General features: G+C 61.1%; 10 protein-coding genes. 5 read left to right on the forward strand and 5 right to left on the reverse strand.

Going from position 1 to position 18512, the window contains the following annotated elements; genetic code table 11:
- Positions 1-5: 5 nt before the first annotated feature.
- Together TRL7639_RS13860 and TRL7639_RS13865 are read right to left on the reverse strand one after the other, a co-directional pair.
- The gene (locus TRL7639_RS13860; protein ID WP_085796468.1) at positions 6-6464 is read right to left on the reverse strand and encodes a type I polyketide synthase; all 6459 of its coding nucleotides are present in this window, start codon (positions 6462-6464) and stop codon (positions 6-8) included.
- A 265-nt stretch (positions 6465-6729) separates the two neighbouring features.
- The gene (locus TRL7639_RS13865; RefSeq protein WP_085796469.1) at positions 6730-8193 is read right to left on the reverse strand and encodes a hypothetical protein; all 1464 of its coding nucleotides are present in this window, start codon (positions 8191-8193) and stop codon (positions 6730-6732) included.
- Positions 8194-8392: 199 nt separating this feature from the next.
- Here TRL7639_RS13865 and TRL7639_RS13870 point away from each other — a divergent pair, with 199 nt between their 5' ends.
- Entirely contained in the window at positions 8393-9148 is a 756-nt protein-coding gene (locus TRL7639_RS13870; protein ID WP_085796470.1) for a WecB/TagA/CpsF family glycosyltransferase, read from the forward strand.
- Here the strand turns inward: TRL7639_RS13870 and TRL7639_RS13875 are convergent.
- The 3 genes from TRL7639_RS13875 to TRL7639_RS13885 are packed head-to-tail and all read right to left on the reverse strand — an operon-like array spanning position 9145 to position 13316.
- The gene (locus TRL7639_RS13875; RefSeq protein ID WP_085796471.1) at positions 9145-11253 is read right to left on the reverse strand and encodes an NAD-dependent epimerase/dehydratase family protein; all 2109 of its coding nucleotides are present in this window, start codon (positions 11251-11253) and stop codon (positions 9145-9147) included. The two genes, TRL7639_RS13870 and TRL7639_RS13875, sit on opposite strands and share 4 nt — an antisense overlap.
- Positions 11254-11262: 9 nt before the next feature.
- Positions 11263-12231: a glycosyltransferase family 2 protein gene (locus TRL7639_RS13880; protein ID WP_085796472.1), complete on the reverse strand. Its 969-nt coding sequence runs from the start codon at positions 12229-12231 to the stop codon at positions 11263-11265.
- Positions 12228-13316, reverse strand: coding sequence for a glycosyltransferase family 4 protein (locus tag TRL7639_RS13885; RefSeq protein WP_085796473.1), 1089 nt, complete (start codon positions 13314-13316; stop codon positions 12228-12230). Before TRL7639_RS13885 ends, TRL7639_RS13880 begins: the two co-directional genes overlap by 4 nt.
- A gap of 213 nt (positions 13317-13529) precedes the next feature.
- On the opposite strand from TRL7639_RS13885, the gene xylB reads away from it, so the two are divergent.
- Genes xylB through TRL7639_RS13905 form a run of 4 tightly spaced genes read left to right on the forward strand, consistent with a single transcriptional unit; the run spans position 13530 to position 18510 of the window.
- Positions 13530-14978 (forward strand): xylulokinase, encoded by a 1449-nt coding sequence (xylB, locus tag TRL7639_RS13890; RefSeq protein ID WP_085796474.1) that lies wholly within the window; start codon positions 13530-13532, stop codon positions 14976-14978.
- On the forward strand, positions 14975-16279 hold the full coding sequence (gene xylA, locus TRL7639_RS13895; protein ID WP_085796475.1) for a xylose isomerase: 1305 nt from the start codon (positions 14975-14977) through the stop codon (positions 16277-16279). The genes xylB and xylA overlap by 4 nt, the downstream gene beginning before the upstream one ends.
- Entirely contained in the window at positions 16280-17218 is a 939-nt protein-coding gene (locus TRL7639_RS13900; RefSeq protein WP_085796476.1) for an aldose epimerase family protein, read from the forward strand.
- Positions 17215-18510 (forward strand): cytochrome-c peroxidase, encoded by a 1296-nt coding sequence (locus TRL7639_RS13905; RefSeq protein ID WP_085796477.1) that lies wholly within the window; start codon positions 17215-17217, stop codon positions 18508-18510. The genes TRL7639_RS13900 and TRL7639_RS13905 overlap by 4 nt, the downstream gene beginning before the upstream one ends.
- The last annotated feature ends 2 nt before the right edge of the window (positions 18511-18512 follow it).

Raw genomic sequence — 18512 nt, forward strand, 5'->3', positions numbered from 1 at the left:
GTGGGTTACTCGGCCGCCGTCGCGTTTGACCAGGCGCCGTCCTTGCCTGAATGGCGGGCATCGGCCTGATCCAGATAGCTGCGCAGTTTCTCGGCCAGGACCGAGACATTGGGCACCAGCACCATGCTGTCGTGATCACCTGTAACCTCGACAACCTCGATCTTGGGCGCCCATTTGCCCCAGTCGTTGTCGGCAAACACGTATTCCCGTTCAGAGCTCACCCATTTCCCTCCGCTGACCTTCCAATGCTTGTCCAGTGGCGGGCGGAACAAGGTTAGCGGGCCATCCCAGGGTTTGACTTGATAAATCTCGATGGCTGCGCGAAAAGCCAGTTCGACCTTCACGTTGTTGAACGCTGTGGCGACGTTTTCTTCGGGGCGCGGTGCATTGCGCTTGCGCAGTTCCCACTCCCACCGGTTTCGGGCCCATTCGCTGAAATAGCCGGGGCCCTTGCGCTTGAATTCATGGAGCTTGATCAGCGCCTTGTCGGGACGGCTCAGCGACGGGCGCACGGGAAGTGGCGAGTCCAGAAGTGCCAGAACCGATACCTCTTCGCCTGCCGCTTTGAGTTGTTGCGCCATCTCATAGGCGGTGATGCCGCCGCCCGAGAAACCGCTTAACATATAGGGGCCATGTGGCTGCACTTGCCGCAGTTCTTCGACATAGGCGCGGGCCGCGTCGACAAGATCGTGGTGCGGGTCTTCGTCGCCGATCAATCCGCGCGCCTGAAGGCCAAAGACCGGACGATCACGCCCCAGCATCAAGGCCAAGTGACGCAGGTTCAGCACATTGCCGCCCATGCCGGCCACCAGGAAGAAGGGCGTCGCAGTGGTCTGTTCACCCTGATGAAGGGGAACCAGATGTTTGAAATTGGGCTGATCGCTTGTCGTGCTTCCCTCGCCCGGTGTGCTTACATCGCCCACGCGCGCGGCAATTCGCTCGGCGATCCGGGCGACGCTTGGGGCCTCAAACAAGACCGAGATGGGGAACTCTACCTGATAGGTGCGGTTGATCTGCGCAAAGAGGCGCACCGCGATCAACGAGTGACCGCCCAAATCAAAGAAGCTGTCCTGTGTGCCGACCTGGCTGACCCCCAGAAGCGTTTCAAAGAAGCCTGCAAGCGTCTTTTCAATCTCGGTCTCAGGGGCAACATATTCGGTGTCGAGGTTGGGCCGCTCAAAGCTCTGCCCCTCGTCCGTCGGGCTTTCGGACACGGCGTCGGCCTGCTGGATCAACCCTTGCAGATCCAGCGAGCTGAGCACCACCTGCGGACACCCGGCCGCAATGGCCCGGCGCAGAGCTTCGGGGCCTTCTTCGGCGCGAATTCCCTGGGCAATCTGTCGATGCAGGCGCTGTTCTTCTGGTGAAAGCGGCGTGTCCATCCCACGCGCGATCAGACCCAGATAGGCCGCAGTGGCGTCAACGGTTTCCGGTGCCTCAAGGTTCAGAGCTTCGGTCAGGCGTTTCATCTGAAAGCCTTCGATTTCGACACAGACCGCGCCCTGCGCGTCAAATAATGTGACGTTGAAAGAGGCAAATCCGCCAATGGGCGTGACCTCGGGTGACAGGCGCACCCAGCTGCGCAGATCCGCGGGCAGCGCGGCATGGACGCGCAGGCTGCGATAGGACACGGGCACCCATAGCGCGTCGTTGTCATAGCCATCCACAAGAGAGATGGCCCATCCCGTAGCCAGATCCATCAAGCCCGGGTGCAGCTGATACCCCTGTACCAAATCACTACCAAAGACGTCCGGCAACACAAGGCGGGCGACGCCTTCGCCATCGCCAAAGGCGGTGCTGCGCACGACATGCCAGCGGGGACCAAAGTTCAGGTGCCGCTCTTGGGGAGACCGCAAGCGGCCCTCGGCCGGCGCGGTCTCGGTTTTGGGGCAGCGGGCGGCGATCTGGGACAAAACGACCGGCTCTGGTGCAATCTCGGGCAACAGGGTCAAGGTGGCTTGTGCATTCAACACATAGCCATCACCCGTTGAACTGTGCACGGTGAAGGCGATGGTGTCGGCCTTCTGCTCCAGCCTGACAAGAGTTTCGCGCGGCTGACCCGGCTTGACCTCCAGCGGACGGAAAAAGAACAGGTCGCGGACCTCATACGGGACGGTGATCCCGTGTGCCTTGAGCGCTTGGGCCGCCAGTTCGATATAGCCCGTGCCGGGCATCAGCGCGGTGCCATCGCGGGTGCGGTGTTCATCCAGAACCCAATGTTCATCAAGAGAGAACGCCGACACAAAGATGCGGTTGCCGTCGGCATCAAATCCCATCTCGTCCAGCAAGGGCAGTTCGATGACCTCGCGTTCGGTCGGTTGAGCTCCCCCGGTGCGAGCTGACATGGCATCGGCGGCCATGCCCACATCGGCCCAAACGCCCCAGTTCACCGCAACCACGCGGGTCGCCGCATTACGTCGCGAGCGCGCCCAAGCGTTGAGGTATTCGTTGGCGGCCACATAATCCACCTGACCCGCAGGACGGGTGGCGGTCGAGGATGAGGCAAAGAGCACCATCAGTTCCAGCATGCCATCGGGGAACAGGGTGTTCAGAACCTGTAACCCGTTGACCTTGGGGGCCAGCACTTGCTGGATTTCCGCTTCGCTCTTGGTCGCGATCAGACTGTCAGCGATATGGCCTGCTGCATGGATCACACCGTTCAGCGCGCCAAATCGTTCTTCGGCTTGGTGCGCGGCGGCGCGCATTTGGTCGATGTTGCAGACGTCCGCGGCCACGGCCATAACCTGGCCCGTCTTGATCCCTTGCAACTGTCGCAACGCGGCAATGCGGCGCGCGATGCGGTCGTTGGGGCTGTGGCTGCGCAGGTAGTTGTCCCACTCCTCTGTCGCGGGCAGAGCATCGCGCGAAAGCAGCACCACATTGGCGCCATTGTTGCGCATCAGATCCGCCGCCAGCGTCAGGCCAATGCCGCCAAACCCACCAGTGATCAGATAGGTGCCGCCATCAGTGAACACTGGCCGCTCGGGCGCATCCAACGGCAAACGCTTGTAACTCTGCCCGAACCGTTGGTTGCCCCGCAAGGCGGCGACGGTGTTGCCGGGTTCTGACAGCAGTTCTTCGAGGATTCGATTGGTCAGCCCATCATCGCCCAAAGGCGACGGTTTGCGTCCGCGAGACCAAAAGCCTGCCGCCTCAACCTCGGGCAGGTCGATGTCGATGGTGGCACAGGTGACACCGGGCATTTCGTGGGGAAGGACCCCGGCGGGGCCTGCGATGGTGGCTTTTTCCGGATAGGGGAGCGCCTCGCCGCGCACCTGCGCGGCACCGGTGGTGAAGACGGCGATGTGCAGGGTATCTGGCAGTTCGACGCTGGTCAGCGCCTGCGCCAATGAGGTCAGGCTCAGAAAACCCTGTTCCATGTTACGGTCGTAAAAGCTGTGACCAGGGCGGAAGGTTTCCGTGCGTGTCACCAACCAGAAGTGACCGATCCGATCGGGCAGACGGTCTGCCTCGGTCAGGTGATGCAGCAGGCTGTCATACCCGTGCCGCCCCTGTTCCGGTGGGACCTGATACAGATCTTCGCCTAGTTTGGCATAGGTGTCGCCCGCGCGCACCCGCGTGACGGAATGACCGGCAGACGTAAGGCGTTCAATGGCTGGTGCCGCGACGCCTGCATCGTCCTCAAAAATCAGCCAGTTGAGCGGGGTGGTCTCGTCCAGCTCGGTTTCGACGTCCACATCGCATTCTGCCAGACGCGGTCGCCATGCGGGACGCCAGCCCCAATCGTTCAGGTCCTCTGCGCGTTTCAGGGCCGGAACGGTGGCGCGCGCGGTTTGCGTGCCGGGTTCGATGAAATACCGGCTGCGCTGGAACGCATAGGTGGGCAGCGGCAGGCGGTGGCGCTTGGCTTCGCCCCAAATCTGGGCCCAATCGGCATTGACCCCGCAGGCCCAAAGCCGCCCGATCACTTGCAGGAAATAGGCGTCATCGGCGGTGTTCTGATCCGGGTGACGCAATGAGCTGAGCACCTGTCCCGGGGACACGGCATCTGCCATCTGCGCCAGCGAGCTCAGCGCTTTGCCGGGGCCGACCTCAAGGAACACCCGCGCAGGTGTGTCGGCCAGCGTGTCGATGCAATCGGCGAAATGCACGGTGTTGCGCAGCTGCCCGACCCAATAGTCGGGATCGGTGGCCTGCTCGGCGGTCAGAACCTGTCCGGTGCGGTTTGACAGCACTTGCATCTGTGGCGGGTTGAGCACGATGCTTTGCAAAAATGCACGATAATCGGCCAAAATCGGCTCCAGCATCCGCGAATGTGCTGCGATGTCGATGGCGATGCGCTGATGGTCAACATCTTGTGCTACCAAGGTCTCGGCCAACTGATCCAGGGCCTCTTGCGGGCCGCTCACAGCGGTCAGGCGCGGGGCGTTGACCGAGGCGATGTCCAGATCGTCGCCAATCAGCGCCTCGACCTTGGTCAAAGGAAGCGAGATCGACAGCATGCCGCCGGCAGGCACCGTATCGAACAGACGCCCCCGCAGCAGGATCAGGTCGATGCAATCCTCGAACGAGATGACGCCCGCCAGGCAGGCAGCGGTATTTTCGCCCATGGAATGACCCACCAAAGCGGCGGGTTTCACGCCCCAGTCGACCCAGAGCTGAGCCAGAGCATATTCGACGATCATGATCAGGGGCAGCTGAACCGAGGGTCGGGTCAGCTTGGCGTCAGCCTCGGCGGTATCGCCTTCGGGCAGCCAGATGGCGCGGATGTCATAGTCGAGCTGCTTTTGCAGATGCTCCAGCCCGCGATCCATCCAGTCGGCAAAGACCGGCTCTGTCTCATAAAGGTCACGCGCCATCCCCGCATATTGCGCGCCGCCGCCGGGGAACATGAACACCGTGTCGGGCGTGCCAGGCAGGGCGTCATGGGTGAACACCTGCTGAGGGTCATTGTTTGCCAGCATCTCCGCGGCATGCTCGGGCGTTTCGGCAACCAGCACGCGGCGTTTCTCAAACGCGCGGCGGCCCTCTTTCAGGGTAAAGGCCACATCCGCCAGATCCAGGTCTGGATTGGCGCGCAGGTGCTCGGCCAATTGCTGCGCGTTGGCATCCAGCGCCGCGCGGGAGCGGGCCGAGAGACAGAGCACGTGGAAGGGAAAATCACTTTCCTCGGATGCGCCCCGGTCGGGGGCCTGTTCCAGGATTGTGTGCGCATTGGTGCCGCCCACGCCAAGGGCGTTCACCGCTGCGCGGCGGGGGCCCCTGTGCGAGGTCCAGTCGCGCAAAGCGTCGTTCACCTTGAAGGGGGAGGTTTCAAAGTCGATCGCGGGGTTTGGTGCCTCATACCCCAGCGAAGGCGGGATCTGTTCGTGATGCAGCCCCAGTGTGGCTTTGGCCAGACCTGCGATGCCGGCCGCCGTATCCAAATGGCCGATGTTGGTTTTGACGGATCCGACGCGGCAGTACCCGATGTCGTCGGTCTGCGTCCGGTATGCCTCGGTCAGGGCCGAGATTTCGATGGGATCGCCCAGATAGGTGCCGGTGCCGTGGCATTCGACATAGTCGATGGTGTCTGGCGTGACCTTTGCGTCCTTCAATGCCGCCTGTACCGCCGCGGCCTGTCCGTCGACGCTTGGGGCCAGATAGCCCGCCTTGGCCGCACCGTCATTGTTGACCGCCGAGCCCTTGATCACCGCCCAGATATGATCGCCGTCGGCCACTGCATCCTCAAGTCGTCGCAGCGCCACAGCGCCCGAACCCGAGCCAAATACTGTTCCCTGCGCCCGGTGGTCGAAGGCATGGCAATGCCCACCCGGCGACAAGATTTCGTTTTCCTTGTACAGATACCCGCGCCCCTGCGGCAGTTCGATGGTCACGCCACCGGCAAGCGCCATGTCAACCTCGCCATCACGCAGCGCCTTGCAGCCATAGTGGATGGCCACGAGCGAGGTGGAACAGGCGGTCTGGATGTTGATCGACGGCCCTTTGAGGTCGAAGACATGGCTGACTCGGGTCGACAGGAAATCCTTGTCGTTACCGGTATGGCGCAACAGGAACATGCCCGTTTCATCCACCAGGCCGGGGTTCGAGCAGATGTTGAAATAGAAATAGCTGCCCATGCCGCAGCCCGCATAAACACCGATCGCTCCGGGGATGCTTTCGGGCGGATGACCAGCATCCTCCATCGCTTCCCAGGCAACTTCAAGGAACTTGCGGTGCTGAGGATCAAGGATCGCGGCCTCTTTTGGGCTGAAGCCAAAGAATTCGGCGTCAAAATCGGCGAACCTCTCGAGCAGGGCGGCCGAGGGCACATAATTGGGGTCGGCCAAAAGCGCGGGATCTTCGCCAGCGGCCAGCAGGGCCTCTTCGCTTAGGGGTTGAATGGATTCCACGCCATCGCGCAGATTGCGCCAAAACTCAGAGGTTGAGGCAGCTCCGGGCACGCACAAAGACATGCCTACAATGGCGATATCGCCGGAAAACTTATCTGTACCTGTTACCATAGCCTGACAAAACGATCCCAAGTTCGTTCACATCAGCCCGCTCACCCTTGGATCAAACTAACCAAAGCGTGTGCAGGCCGAAAGCATTCAATTTTATCTATCCTCCTGCCAGAAGCCTAACGCACTGATAACGTGTCACAAAGCGTTTCAATGGTGTCGGGTATCCCCTCATGGCAGCAGAACAATTCCTTTGATCAGTGAATATTGTGGCGATATTGCGAACAATATGTGATCAATAAAGACCTTCAGACAGGGGAAAATCCGGTCACAACAAACTGCGCTTTTCCGAGGCATTGACCGGTCGCCCGATAACCGGACCCTTGTCGAAAAATAGTTTATCCTCAGGCGTTTCAGCCGGAAACCGCAATCGCTCAGCATAGCCCAGAACCGCCCCTGCACACAGCCACGTAAAAGGCGTTAGGGTGGCATTCAAGAGCATGTCCATCATGGTTGCGGCCAATATTATCGCAATTGGTGCCACAAAGGGCGAAAACTCGGCCGTTGGAATGCGTCTGGTGTACACGAACAGCAGAAGGATCGGCCCTGCAAGCAGGCCCATCTGCGCGATGTATCCCACCCAACCAAAGGTCCCGAAGACGATGATCCAGCTGCCATCGGGAACGGTCAGGATTTCGGCCGTCTCAGTGTGACGCACCAGATTGCGGCCCCAACCGCCCCATCCGAACCACGGTTTTTCGTGGGCGCGATCCAGCATCTGCTCTTCGTTGTCAAAGCGATATTGCAGCGATTGTGCGCGTGCTGCGCTGACGTCTTCGGCCTGAGCTACGATGGCATCCAGTGGGATGACGCCAAAGTTGCGCAGCATAGGATAGGTGATCGCGATCGAGGCTAAAACCAAAGCCAGCAGGATCTTGGTCCGCACGCCAAAGAACAGCATCACCGGCGTCAGCACCAGACCATAGCTGAGAGAGGCCAGACTTTTGCAGGCATTCAGGACAAACAGCAGATAAAGCGTCGCCCCGCCCCAATAAAGCCGCGCCTCGTCTTTTGAGGCGCGGGCCAGAGCCGCCGCGGAAAGCAAGGCCGAGACAAAGAAAAACGCCAACCACAGCCCGTGAGGCAGAAACATGATCGGGCGGAACCCGCCTTCGCGGATCATCTGGCGGAAATCATGCTGAAAGAAGCCGTAGACGTAGATGTTGATGATCGGGCTGATGATCGTCTCAAGCAGAGCAGGCACAGAATAGACCAACCCCGCCACGGCAAGGGCCAGAATGATCTCGCGCAGGCCGGTGTCTGACGATAGATATGTCATCGCCAGAAAGAACGGCAGCAGCACGATGACCTGGTTGATCGTCACCGACAGCAGGTCGCGCACGCCCATGCCAGGCAGGTAATTCGTGATGAACCGGATCGGTTCGCTGCCTGCCAGCACCTCAAAGATCATCGGCTCGCGGTTGGTCAGTACCGTGGGGATCACCACCAGCATGAAAGTTGCCAGCAACATCTGCATGGACCAGGATTTTGGCCAGAACGACACCCGTTTGCGCGCAACGAAAACACAGCCCAACGTGGCACTGACGGCGGCGATGGAATCCTTGTTCATTGATGGGATCAGCGGCAAATCGAACTCGGCCACCGGGGGTAGGATCAGGTAACCGCCCAGAATGCTCCAGATGATCGCTCGTTCGATGGGCAAACGCCGAAACAGGGCCACGCAGACAAGCGGCCATGTCATCAGCATCAGATATGCGAACGCATTGGGCATTTGGTTTGTTTACCGTTTTTTCGTTGGCCTTCAGACAGCATAGCAGCCTGGGCCAGTCCTGTCGCGGATAGCGGGGGATTTGGGCAAGGTGATGGCGACAATGGCACGGTTTTGAAGTGAAACAGGAATTGCGGGTGTCGGAACTGGTGCTCTGTCCCCGGTCTCGCTAAGCATTTGCCAAAAGGACAGGAGCATCCAGGTGCAGTTCACCTTTTCAGATCAGGTCATTCACGTGAATTGTCCCGACCAAGACAGCCTGTTCACCGCCGTGACCAAGCGGTTTCAGGTGGGTCAGGGGTTTTCGCTGGCGACGATCAATCTGGATCACTTAGTGAAATTGGGCGAGGATGCCACGTTCGCACGTGTCTATGCGGCGCAGGATTTCATCGTGGCAGACGGCCGCCCGATTGTGTGGTTGTCGCGGCTTGCCGGGCGTCCCGTGCAGCTTTTGCCAGGGTCGGACATGGTGCGCCCGCTGGCTGGGCTGGCGGCGAAATGCGGTGTGAAGGTCGCATTGGTGGGCAGCACGGATCAGGCCCTGTCCGATGCCAAACGCGTGCTCGAGGCTGAGGTGCCGGGATTGCAGATCACCCTGTGTCGCTCGCCGCGATTGGGGTTTGACCCAGAGAGCGACGATGCCATAGCAATCTTGCAAGAGCTGGATGAGGCAGGCGTGCAGTTCTGTTTTCTGGCCCTTGGCGCCCCCAAACAGGAAACGCTTGCCTTGCGCGGGCGCAACTTGGCACCGCGGGTAGGGTTTGCCTCGGTCGGGGCGGGGCTGGATTTTTTGGGCGGGCATCAGACGCGGGCACCGCAGTGGGTGCGGAGCTTGGCCTTGGAATGGGTCTGGCGCGCTCTGTCCAACCCGGCGCGGCTGATCCCAAGATACGCGCGGTGCCTGGCCATTCTGCCGGGGCAGGCGCGTCAGGCCCGCAAGCTGCGCAAAAGCGGCTAGAACCCGAACAGCTTGGCCTGGGTGATGGCCTTGCGGATGAACTCGGCGCGGTTGCTCTCGGGGTGCCATCCCAGCACGCGACAGGCTTTGGCGTTGTCAAAGGGGCTGTAATGCGCGCGGGATTTCCAATCTGCCAGCGAGGGGCGGGTCAACCCGTGGCGTCGCAGAACGTGATGCTTCAACTGGTGCTTGATGTAATCGGCGGCAAACATGACTGATAGGTTACCAAAGCCCACGCGCAAGCGCGCGCCCATGGCATCTTCGATCGCGTCAAAGTAATCGCGCCCTGTCATCATCGGTGCGCCGACGATGTTGAAGCTTTCGCCCTCGATGTCCGGCGTTTCGGCCATACGCGCAAGCGCCTCGACCGTGTCGTCTATCAACACGAAAGGCAGCGTGTTGCGCCCGTTACCCCAAAGCTTGACGGCTCCCGCCCCGTGCCATCGGCCAATGCCCCAATGCTGCAACGGACCGCCGTGGCCCACCACGATGCCGGGCCGCGCGATCACCAGCGGCAGGCTCTTGGTGCGATGCATCGCCAACAGCCGTCGTTCGCACTCGGCCTTGGACCGGGCATAGAGATTGCGGTCGCTCATATCCTGGGCAAAGCCAGTGTCCTCGGTGATCCGAATCTGCGGGTCGGACATGTCATAAGACGCAATCGTACCAGTGTAGATCAGCCGTTTGACGCCTGCATCCAACGCAGCCTGGCCGATCCCTTCGGCCACAGCGACGTCGTGTTTCAGACAATCCTCCCACGAGGTATCGACAGAGCGGGCCAGGTTGTAGACCGTTTCGATCCCCTCCATTGCTTGCGTCAGGCCTTGGGTATCGGACAGCGACAACCCAACGGTTTCCACCTGATCTGGTAGATCGGCAAAGGGACCAGAGGTGCCCCGGCTGATCACGCGAACGTCCTTGCCCATGGCGACCAGGTGCCGAGTCAGGGCGCGCCCGATGAAGCCGGTGCCGCCGATCACCATGACGGTGGGTTCGGGGGCGCGATTGGCTTGTGGCGGAGCAGGCAGGTCTCGCTGCTCCGAGGACATCAGAGACAGCGCCTGATCCAGGGCGCCCATCACCTTGATTGCCGAGGCGCCCGAAAACCGCGTGTCCGCTGGGGCGTTGCGCGTCAGCGGGCCATAGACTCCATCCATCATGCCCCGAAAGCTCAGCCCGTAAGGCGATTTGGCATTGAACGAGGTCAACTGCCGAGCCGCGTTCACACATCCCGCTTTCAGGTGCTGGCCACTCACCGAAAGTTGCCGCCAGAGCGGATTGGCCACCAGATCAGCCGTATTCTCGGTATCCACGATCAACGTGTCCGCCGCCAGATCGAGCCGCGCCCGTCCGGTGGAACCGCGCAAAGTCACTGAGCGGTCATCGCTGGTCTCGACCAGAGAGATCATCAGACTCAGTTCGACATCCCTCACGTTGGCGCGCATGTGCCAGGTCTGCGGGCGCGTGCCGCTGCCGGGGATGGCAATCGGGTGAGAAAGACCCAAATCGCGAACTTCAGCTTGGCCAAACAGATCCTGAACGATCGCAAACAGATGCGGCCCGATCTCTAGCAGCAGGTTCTCGGGCTTGCGCATCAGCCACAGGCCAAAGGGACCTGACCGCAGGGGCGACAACGGAAAGCACCAACGCACTTCGGCCGAAGAAATCCGTCCCAGTTTGCCTGCATGCGCCATCGCCTTGAGCCGTTCATAGGACGGCAGACCCAAAAAGTTGTGGCCTGCGTGAAAGCGTCTGTCGGCCTGTTGCGCGGCCTCTTCGATGGCCTGCGTGTCCTGGGCGGACAGGGCCACGGGTTTTTCCACCAGCACATGCAGCCCTGCGTTCAGACATTGGATCGCCAGATCGCGGTGGCTGTCGGGGGGCGTCAGGATGTGAACCGCATCGCAGACCTCGGCGGCGATCAGATCCTCGACCGAGGCAAAACCCCGAACCCCATAGGCGTCGGCCAGCCCGTGGGCTGCATTTGCTGCGCGGTCACAGATTGCGCTCAGTTCGATATCTGGCGTGGCTTTGATCGCGTCAGCGTGCCAGCTGGCGATGTATCCAGCGCCAATCAGGCCGATACGGATGGGGGATTGGGTCATCTTGATGGCTCACTGATATTCGATGATTTCGGGCGTCCGGTTCCGTACCCGGTTCAGTTGATACTTGGCCATTCCCAGCAGGTTAGGGAATTTCGACAGGGTCAGGAACAGCGCGTGGACGCGCGCCTGAGGGGGAGGCAGGTTTTCGGCTCGCAACCCGGCAACCGTTCTCAGGTAAGAGGCAGCGTAAAGACCCAGAACCATCAGCAGCACCCATGGTGAAAACGCGGCGCCGACAATGGCCAGAAGCGGTAGGATAAGCCCAAAAAGCAGGACACGTCTAATTTCGCTGCGGAAATGGCCAGGGTGCAGCCCGTTTACTTGAGCAAACCCGTGGCCGGCCCGTACGGCTCGTTGCCACCACTGACCAAAGCGGGTCATGGCTGCGTCATGGCGCGTCATCTCAAGCGGCAGCCGTTCCAGCCGCCAGCCTGCCAACCCCAAGCGTAGGCAAAAATCGTCGTCTTCGGCTGCGATCACATGGTTCGAAAACCCGCCGACTTGCCGGAACGCTTCGGCCCGCACCAGCATGTCACCGCCGCAGGCGATGATCGGACCGGCAGGGCGGTGCCATTCGTGGTCGCACATCTGGTTGTATACGCTGGCGTCCCGGTGAACCTCGGACCGCCACCCTGTGACCACGGCCAGCTTTGAATCGGTCTCGATATGGGCTTGGGCGGCAGCGATCCAGCCGGGGACCAAGGCACAGTCGCCGTCGATGAACTGTACCAGGTCTGGCGGGTCGCCCTGTTCCAGCCGCGCAAAGCCCGCGTTGCGGGCGCGGGCTGCGCTGAAGGGGACGGACATGTCCAATTCGACCACTTCGGCCCCGGCTTTATGAGCCGCGGCGACGCTGTCGTCGGTCGAGCCGGAATCCACATAGACGATCCGGGATGCCTGCCCCTGTGCCGCGTCCAGCGCGCGTTTGAGCCGATCGCCTTCGTTGCGACCGATCAGGACCAGAGCGACGGGGGTCATGACGCCTCCCGCAAAGCGGTCTCGAGCCGGTCGCAGGCGTGCGCCCAGGTGTGGGCAGCAGCCACGTCGCGGCTGACTTGCGACATCGCTTGCCAGTCGGCGTTCGGTGCTTTGAGGATGCGCAAAGCGTGATCCGCAATTGCCGCTGCATCGCCCACATCGACAATGGCCCCGTTCACGCCGGGGGTGATCAGATCCTGCGCCGCACCCACGTCCGTTGACACGAGTGGACAGCCACAGGCCATCGCCTCGAGCAAGGGTAGGAAATACCCCTCGGACGTGCTGCCGCAGAGAAACAGATCGCAACCCGCATAAAGCGCGGGGATTTGCGCCTGTTCGGGACGGCAGAGGTAGTCTGATCCGGGCGGCAAGGGCAGGTCGTCCGACATCGGCTCGGCACCAAAGGCACGCACGCGCAGATCGGGCAGAGCCGCACGTATCTGTTCAATCGCTTGCAACAGCGTGCCGGTGCCTTTGATCGCATTGGTGCTGTAGAGCAGCCCGACAGTTGGATGATCCTGTTTGTCGCGAGGGGGGGCGCTGAAATGGCTCAAGTCCACGCCGTTGGGCACCAGCACCGCGTCGTTCTGACCATACTCCGAGGCCATGACCTGGCCCAGCCAGTTCGATACAACAAAGTGCTTTAAGGGCAGGTAGTAAGTGCTGCGCGAGATCTGCCAGGGCAGGAAATCATGCACCTCGTGGTGCTGGATCAGGTAGTAGGGGCGCCCTTTGGACGGAGGCATGGCTGCGGCGGAAAACGCGGTTTCCCACCAGGTGGCGATCAGGGCATCACCGTCGGGGATGTCGTCATGGGTGAACAGGAAATCATCGCGGCCGGCCTCGACGATCGGCACTGTGATCTGGTCGAAATGCCCACCCTCATCGGGCTCACGGTCGGGCAGACGCCCCCGGATCAGGGATTTCGCCCAGGTCTTGGCCTGGGTTTTGGCCCCGACTTGCCGTTTTGCCGGAACCACGATGCTTACCTCGTGTCCCCGGTCCTGCAACATCTGCGCATGGATCGCGATCACGCGCAGGCCGCCCGACAGGTTCGAGCGAGGGCTGAGAAACGTGATCCGCAAATTGGGTCTCCGAGGCTTTTGATCCTTGATGCGGTTTTAGCACCAATTGTCACGAGATGGACGGCTTTTCGGGCGTGCGCAGGGATTAACCCGACAAGCGGCATAAAATTGGGCCGGTCTGTGGTCAATCTGGGGCAGGTCGGGTTTGGGATTTTTTAATTTGACACTAGAATTAAATGTGAGGACAGTGAGGTAACAGCGCGGGGAGGGCGTATGTTCATCGGATTGGATCTGGGAACGTCGGGGGTTCGGGCCCTCTTGGTTGATGATGGGGGCATGGCTTTGGCCAGTGCCGATTGCGGTCTGGAAGTGTCGCATCCGCATCCGGGTTGGAGTGAACAAGACCCCGCAGATTGGGTCGCGGCCAGCCGTTCAGCCTTGCAAGCGTTGAATGCAAAGGCCCCGGCCCAGATGGCTCGCGTGCGTGGTTTGGGTCTCTCGGGCCAGATGCATGGCGCGACCGTGCTGGACGCAAAGGGCTCTGTGCTGCGCCCCTGTATCCTGTGGAATGACACCCGAAGCCACGCACAGGCTGCGGCGTTGGATGGGGCGGCAGACGTGCGCGCCTTGTCCGGCAACATCGTCTTTCCCGGGTTCGCCGCGCCAAAGCTGATGTGGATGGCCGCGCATGAACCCGATATCTTTGCACAAGTGGCCAAGGTGCTGTTGCCAAAGGATTACCTGAGCTTCTGGCTGACCGGTCGGGCAGTTTCGGACATGTCCGACAGTGCCGGGACAAGCTGGCTGGATGTGGGGGATCGAGGATGGTCGGATCGGCTGCTTGACGCGGGCAACATGCGCCGTGACCAGATGCCGGACGTGATCGAAGGGACCGAAGTTGTTGGCCCCATGCGTGCCGATGTGGCGCAAGATTTGGGACTGCCCAACGGCGTTCTGGTGGTGGCCGGGGGCGGTGATAATGCCGCTGCTGCCTGTGGTGTGGGCGCGTTGCGCGACGGGGATGGATTTGTCTCGCTTGGCACATCCGGCGTGATTTTGGCAGCGCGGGATGGGTTCCACCCCGATCCGGGCAGTGCGGTGCATACGTTTTGCCACGCGGTTCCGAACCGCTGGTATCAGATGGGGGTCATGCTGGCCGCAACCGACAGCCTGAACTGGCTGGCAAAGATCACCGGGACGCCCCCGGCGGTATTGACCGGCGCGCTGACCGATCTGCGCCCGCCAGCAAATGCACGTTTTCTTCCGTATCTGTCCGGAGAGCGTACGCCCCACAATGACAGCGCGGTGCGCGGGGCCTTTGTGGGGCTCGACATCGCGTCGGATCGGGCCGAGCTGACACAGGCCGTGATCGAAGGCGTCAGTTTCGGCCTGCGCGACAGCCTGGAGGCCCTGCGCGGCACCGGTGCCGATCTGTCATCCCTGCTGGCCATCGGTGGCGGCACCGGTTCGCGCTATTGGGTCGAGCTTTTGTCAACGGTCCTGGGACTGCCGCTGCAGCTGCCCGCACAGGGCGAATTCGGCGCGGCCCTGGGGGCGGCGCGCTTGGCAATCTGCGGTGTGACCGGAGCAGATCCCGCGCGGATCATGGCCAAGCCCGATATCGCCGAGACCATCGACCCGAACCCGAACCTCAAGTCCGCATTCGACGACGCTTATACCGACTTCCGCTCTTCTTATCCTGCTTTGAAAGCCATGCTATGACACAGTTTTTCGCCGACATCGCCCCGATCACCTATCAAGGTCCCGATACGGCCAATGCGCTGGCCTTTCGCCATTACAACCCGAACGAGGTTGTTCTGGGCAAACGGATGGAGGATCACCTGCGCTTTGCCGTAGCCTATTGGCATTCCTTCGCTTGGGAGGGCGGTGATCCCTTTGGCGCGCAGACGTTCGAACGCCCTTGGCACCCGCAGGATCAGATGGACCGGGCCAAGATCAAAGCGGACGCCGCGTTCGAGATGTTCGATATTCTTGGCCAGCCATATTTCTGCTGGCACGACGCAGACATCCGGCCTGAAGGTGCGGATTTCGCTGGATCTCTGCGCAATTTCGAAGAGATCATCGACTATTTCCTTGGCAAGATGGAGAGCCGCAAGACAAGGCTCCTGTGGGGCACGGCCAACATGTTCAGCCACCGCCGCTGGATGTCGGGCGCCTCGACCAACCCGGACCCGGATGTCTTTGCCTATTCCGCAGCGACGGTGAAGACCTGCATGGATGCGACCCACAAGATGGGCGGCGAGAACTATGTCCTCTGGGGGGGACGCGAGGGGTATGAGACGCTGTTGAACACCGATCTGACCCGCGAGCTGGACCACATGGGGCGGTTCCTGAGCATGGTGGTCGACTACAAGCACAAGATCGGCTTCAAGGGCACCATCCTGGTCGAACCCAAGCCGCAGGAGCCATCGAAGCACCAATATGATTTCGACGCGGCCACCTGTATCGGGTTCTTGCGGAAATACGGGCTTGAGGGCGAGGTGAAGCTGAACCTGGAGCAGGGGCACGCGATTTTGGCAGGCCATTCCTTCGAGCACGAGGTCGCCGTGGCGGCGGCAGAGGGGATGTTGGGATCCATCGACATGAACCGCAACGACTATCAATCGGGCTGGGATACCGATCAATTCCCCAACAACGTACCAGAGGTGGCGCTGACCTATTATCACATCCTGCGCGCAGGGGGGCTGGGTACAGGGGGCACCAATTTTGACGCCAAACTCCGGCGGCAATCGCTGGATGCCAAGGACCTGATCGCGGCGCATGTGGGTGCAATGGACATCTGCGCGCGGGGCCTCAAGGCGGCCGCCGCGATGATCGAAGACGGCGGCCTGGATGCGGCCCTGCGCGATCGCTATGCGGGTTGGGACAGCAACGATGCCCAAGAGATGCTGAACAGCGATTTCGACAGCATTTTTGCCAATGTGGTGAGCGGTAAGATCAATCCGCAACCCCGGTCCGGTCGGCAAGAGATCCTGGAAAATTACGTCAATCGGTTTGTCTGAATGGAGCAGATCCGGCGCCATGTCCTGAGCGATGGCGAGGTTTCGGTCGCGGTTCTGTCGCTTGGCTGCATCACGCAGGATTGGCAGGTGCCGATGGCGGGCAAGCGGATGCCCGTAGTGTTGGGGTATCGCGACCCGGCCGCCTATCTGTATAATCCCTGCTATCTGGGGGCGATCGTCGGTCGTGTGGCCAACCGTATCTCGGGCGCGGTGTTCGAATTGGATGGGGTGCGATACCCGTTGGACGCCAACGAGCCGCCCCACCACCTGCACGGTGGTGCCTATGGGCTGCACAGTCGGAACTGGACGTTGGAGGCAGATGGCGCGCGGGCCGTGCAGTTGCGATTGACCTCTGCGGATGGAGAGGGTGGCTATCCGGGCCGGTTGGACCTGTGTGTGACAATCACGCTAGAGGGGCATCGCCTGACCTACGAGATCGAGGCGCGCAGCAACCGACCTACGCCGGTCAACCTGGCACAGCATTCCTATTACGCGCTTGGGGACGCATCGGTACACATCCCGGCGCAGGTTTACACACCGACAGACGACCGCATGATCCCCACAGCAGCGCGCGACCCGATTGCGGGGCATTCGTTTGATTTCAAGACAACTAAGCCTGTTTCGCTGGCGGATCCGGATGGTGCGGGGCTGGACATGAATTTCATCCTTGATGGCACGCGGATCGAGGCGCGCGGCAGCGGGCTGCAAATGGTGATGGAGACAGATCAGCCCTGCCTGCAACTCTACACTGCGCAGCATCTTGTTCAGGTCGCCGAGCCCCTCAAAGGGCAGACGCACAAGCCGCGCTCGGCCCTGTGTCTGGAGCCGCAAGGTTATCCCAATGCGGTCAATACGCCCGGGTTCCCCTTGTCTCTGGCCACCCCCGAGGAACCCTATTGTCAGCGCCTGAGCGTCAGTATTCGCGAGGACACCACATGATCCGTTATTTGCTTGCTCTCAGCCTTGGCACCTCTGCGGCAGCCCAGGATCTGAGTATTGCTGAACCTGAGTTCCCGCCTGTGAACATGGTCGAGGTCGAATTGGGTCAGCTCTTGTTCTATGACCCCGTGCTCAGCGGCAGCCGCACAGTGTCTTGCGCGACGTGTCACCACCCGCGCTTTGCCACCTCGGACGGGGTGCCGCTGGGGATTGGGGATGGTGGCAGGGGTCTTGGGCCAGAGCGGGTGTTTGATCCGGAAAATCGCCCCGAACAGCGCATTCCCCGCAATTCGCCTGCTTTGTTCAATCTGGGTGCGGCTGAGTTCACGACGTTTTTTCACGATGGCCGGTTGGAACTGGACGAAACCCGCCCCTCGGGCATTCGGACGCCACTGGGAACCGAGATGGAGCAAGGGTTTGCGTCGGTCTTAAGCGCGCAAACGATGTTTCCGGTGCTCTCGGGTGATGAGATGGCGGGGCACTATTCCGAAAATGACGTGGCTCAGGCCGTGCGGCAGGGGTTTCTGACCGGTCCCGGTGGGGCCTGGGATATTCTGTCGAAACGGGTCGAGGCGTTGCCAGACTACCGAGCGCGCTTTGATCTGGTGATCGGAGAGAGACCTATAGCGTTCACTGACATATCGAACATGATTGCGGCCTTCATTGCGTTTGAATGGCGCGCTGACGACAGCCCGTTTGACCGGTATCTGCGTGGAGAAGAGACGTTGAATGCGGCCAAGCTGCGCGGGATGGCACTCTTCTATGGCGAGGCAGGCTGTGCTTCGTGCCACTCTGGTCGGTTTCAGACGGATCACGGGTTCCATGCCATCGCCATGCCGCAGATCGGTCCGGGCAAGGCGGCTCGGTTCGAACGGCACAACCGCGATGTCGGTCGGATGCGGGTGACTGGCAAAGCCGAGGATGCTTTCGCCTTTCGCACACCATCCTTGCGGAATGTAGCGGAGACCGCGCCTTATGGACATTCGGGGGCCTATGCCTCGTTAGAGGGGGTGATCCGACATCATTTGGACCCGGTCCAAAGCTTGCGTTCCTACAGGGCAGAGCTAGCGCCGCTGCCGGGGGAACAGTTCGAGACGGATTTTGCATTGATGACCATCGACCGAGAGGTGGACGACATTGCAAGCGCCAATGCTCTGCCTCCACAGCATCTGTCAGAGGAACAGGTCGCCGATCTGATAGCCTTTCTTGGGACCTTGACCGACCAGACGGCTTTGAAGGGGCGCCTGGGCGTGCCCGATCAAGTACCCAGCGGGCTGACCGTCGAGAGATAAGC

Source organism: Falsiruegeria litorea R37 (genome assembly GCF_900172225.1).
In the GTDB taxonomy this organism is placed as follows: domain Bacteria; phylum Pseudomonadota; class Alphaproteobacteria; order Rhodobacterales; family Rhodobacteraceae; genus Falsiruegeria; species Falsiruegeria litorea.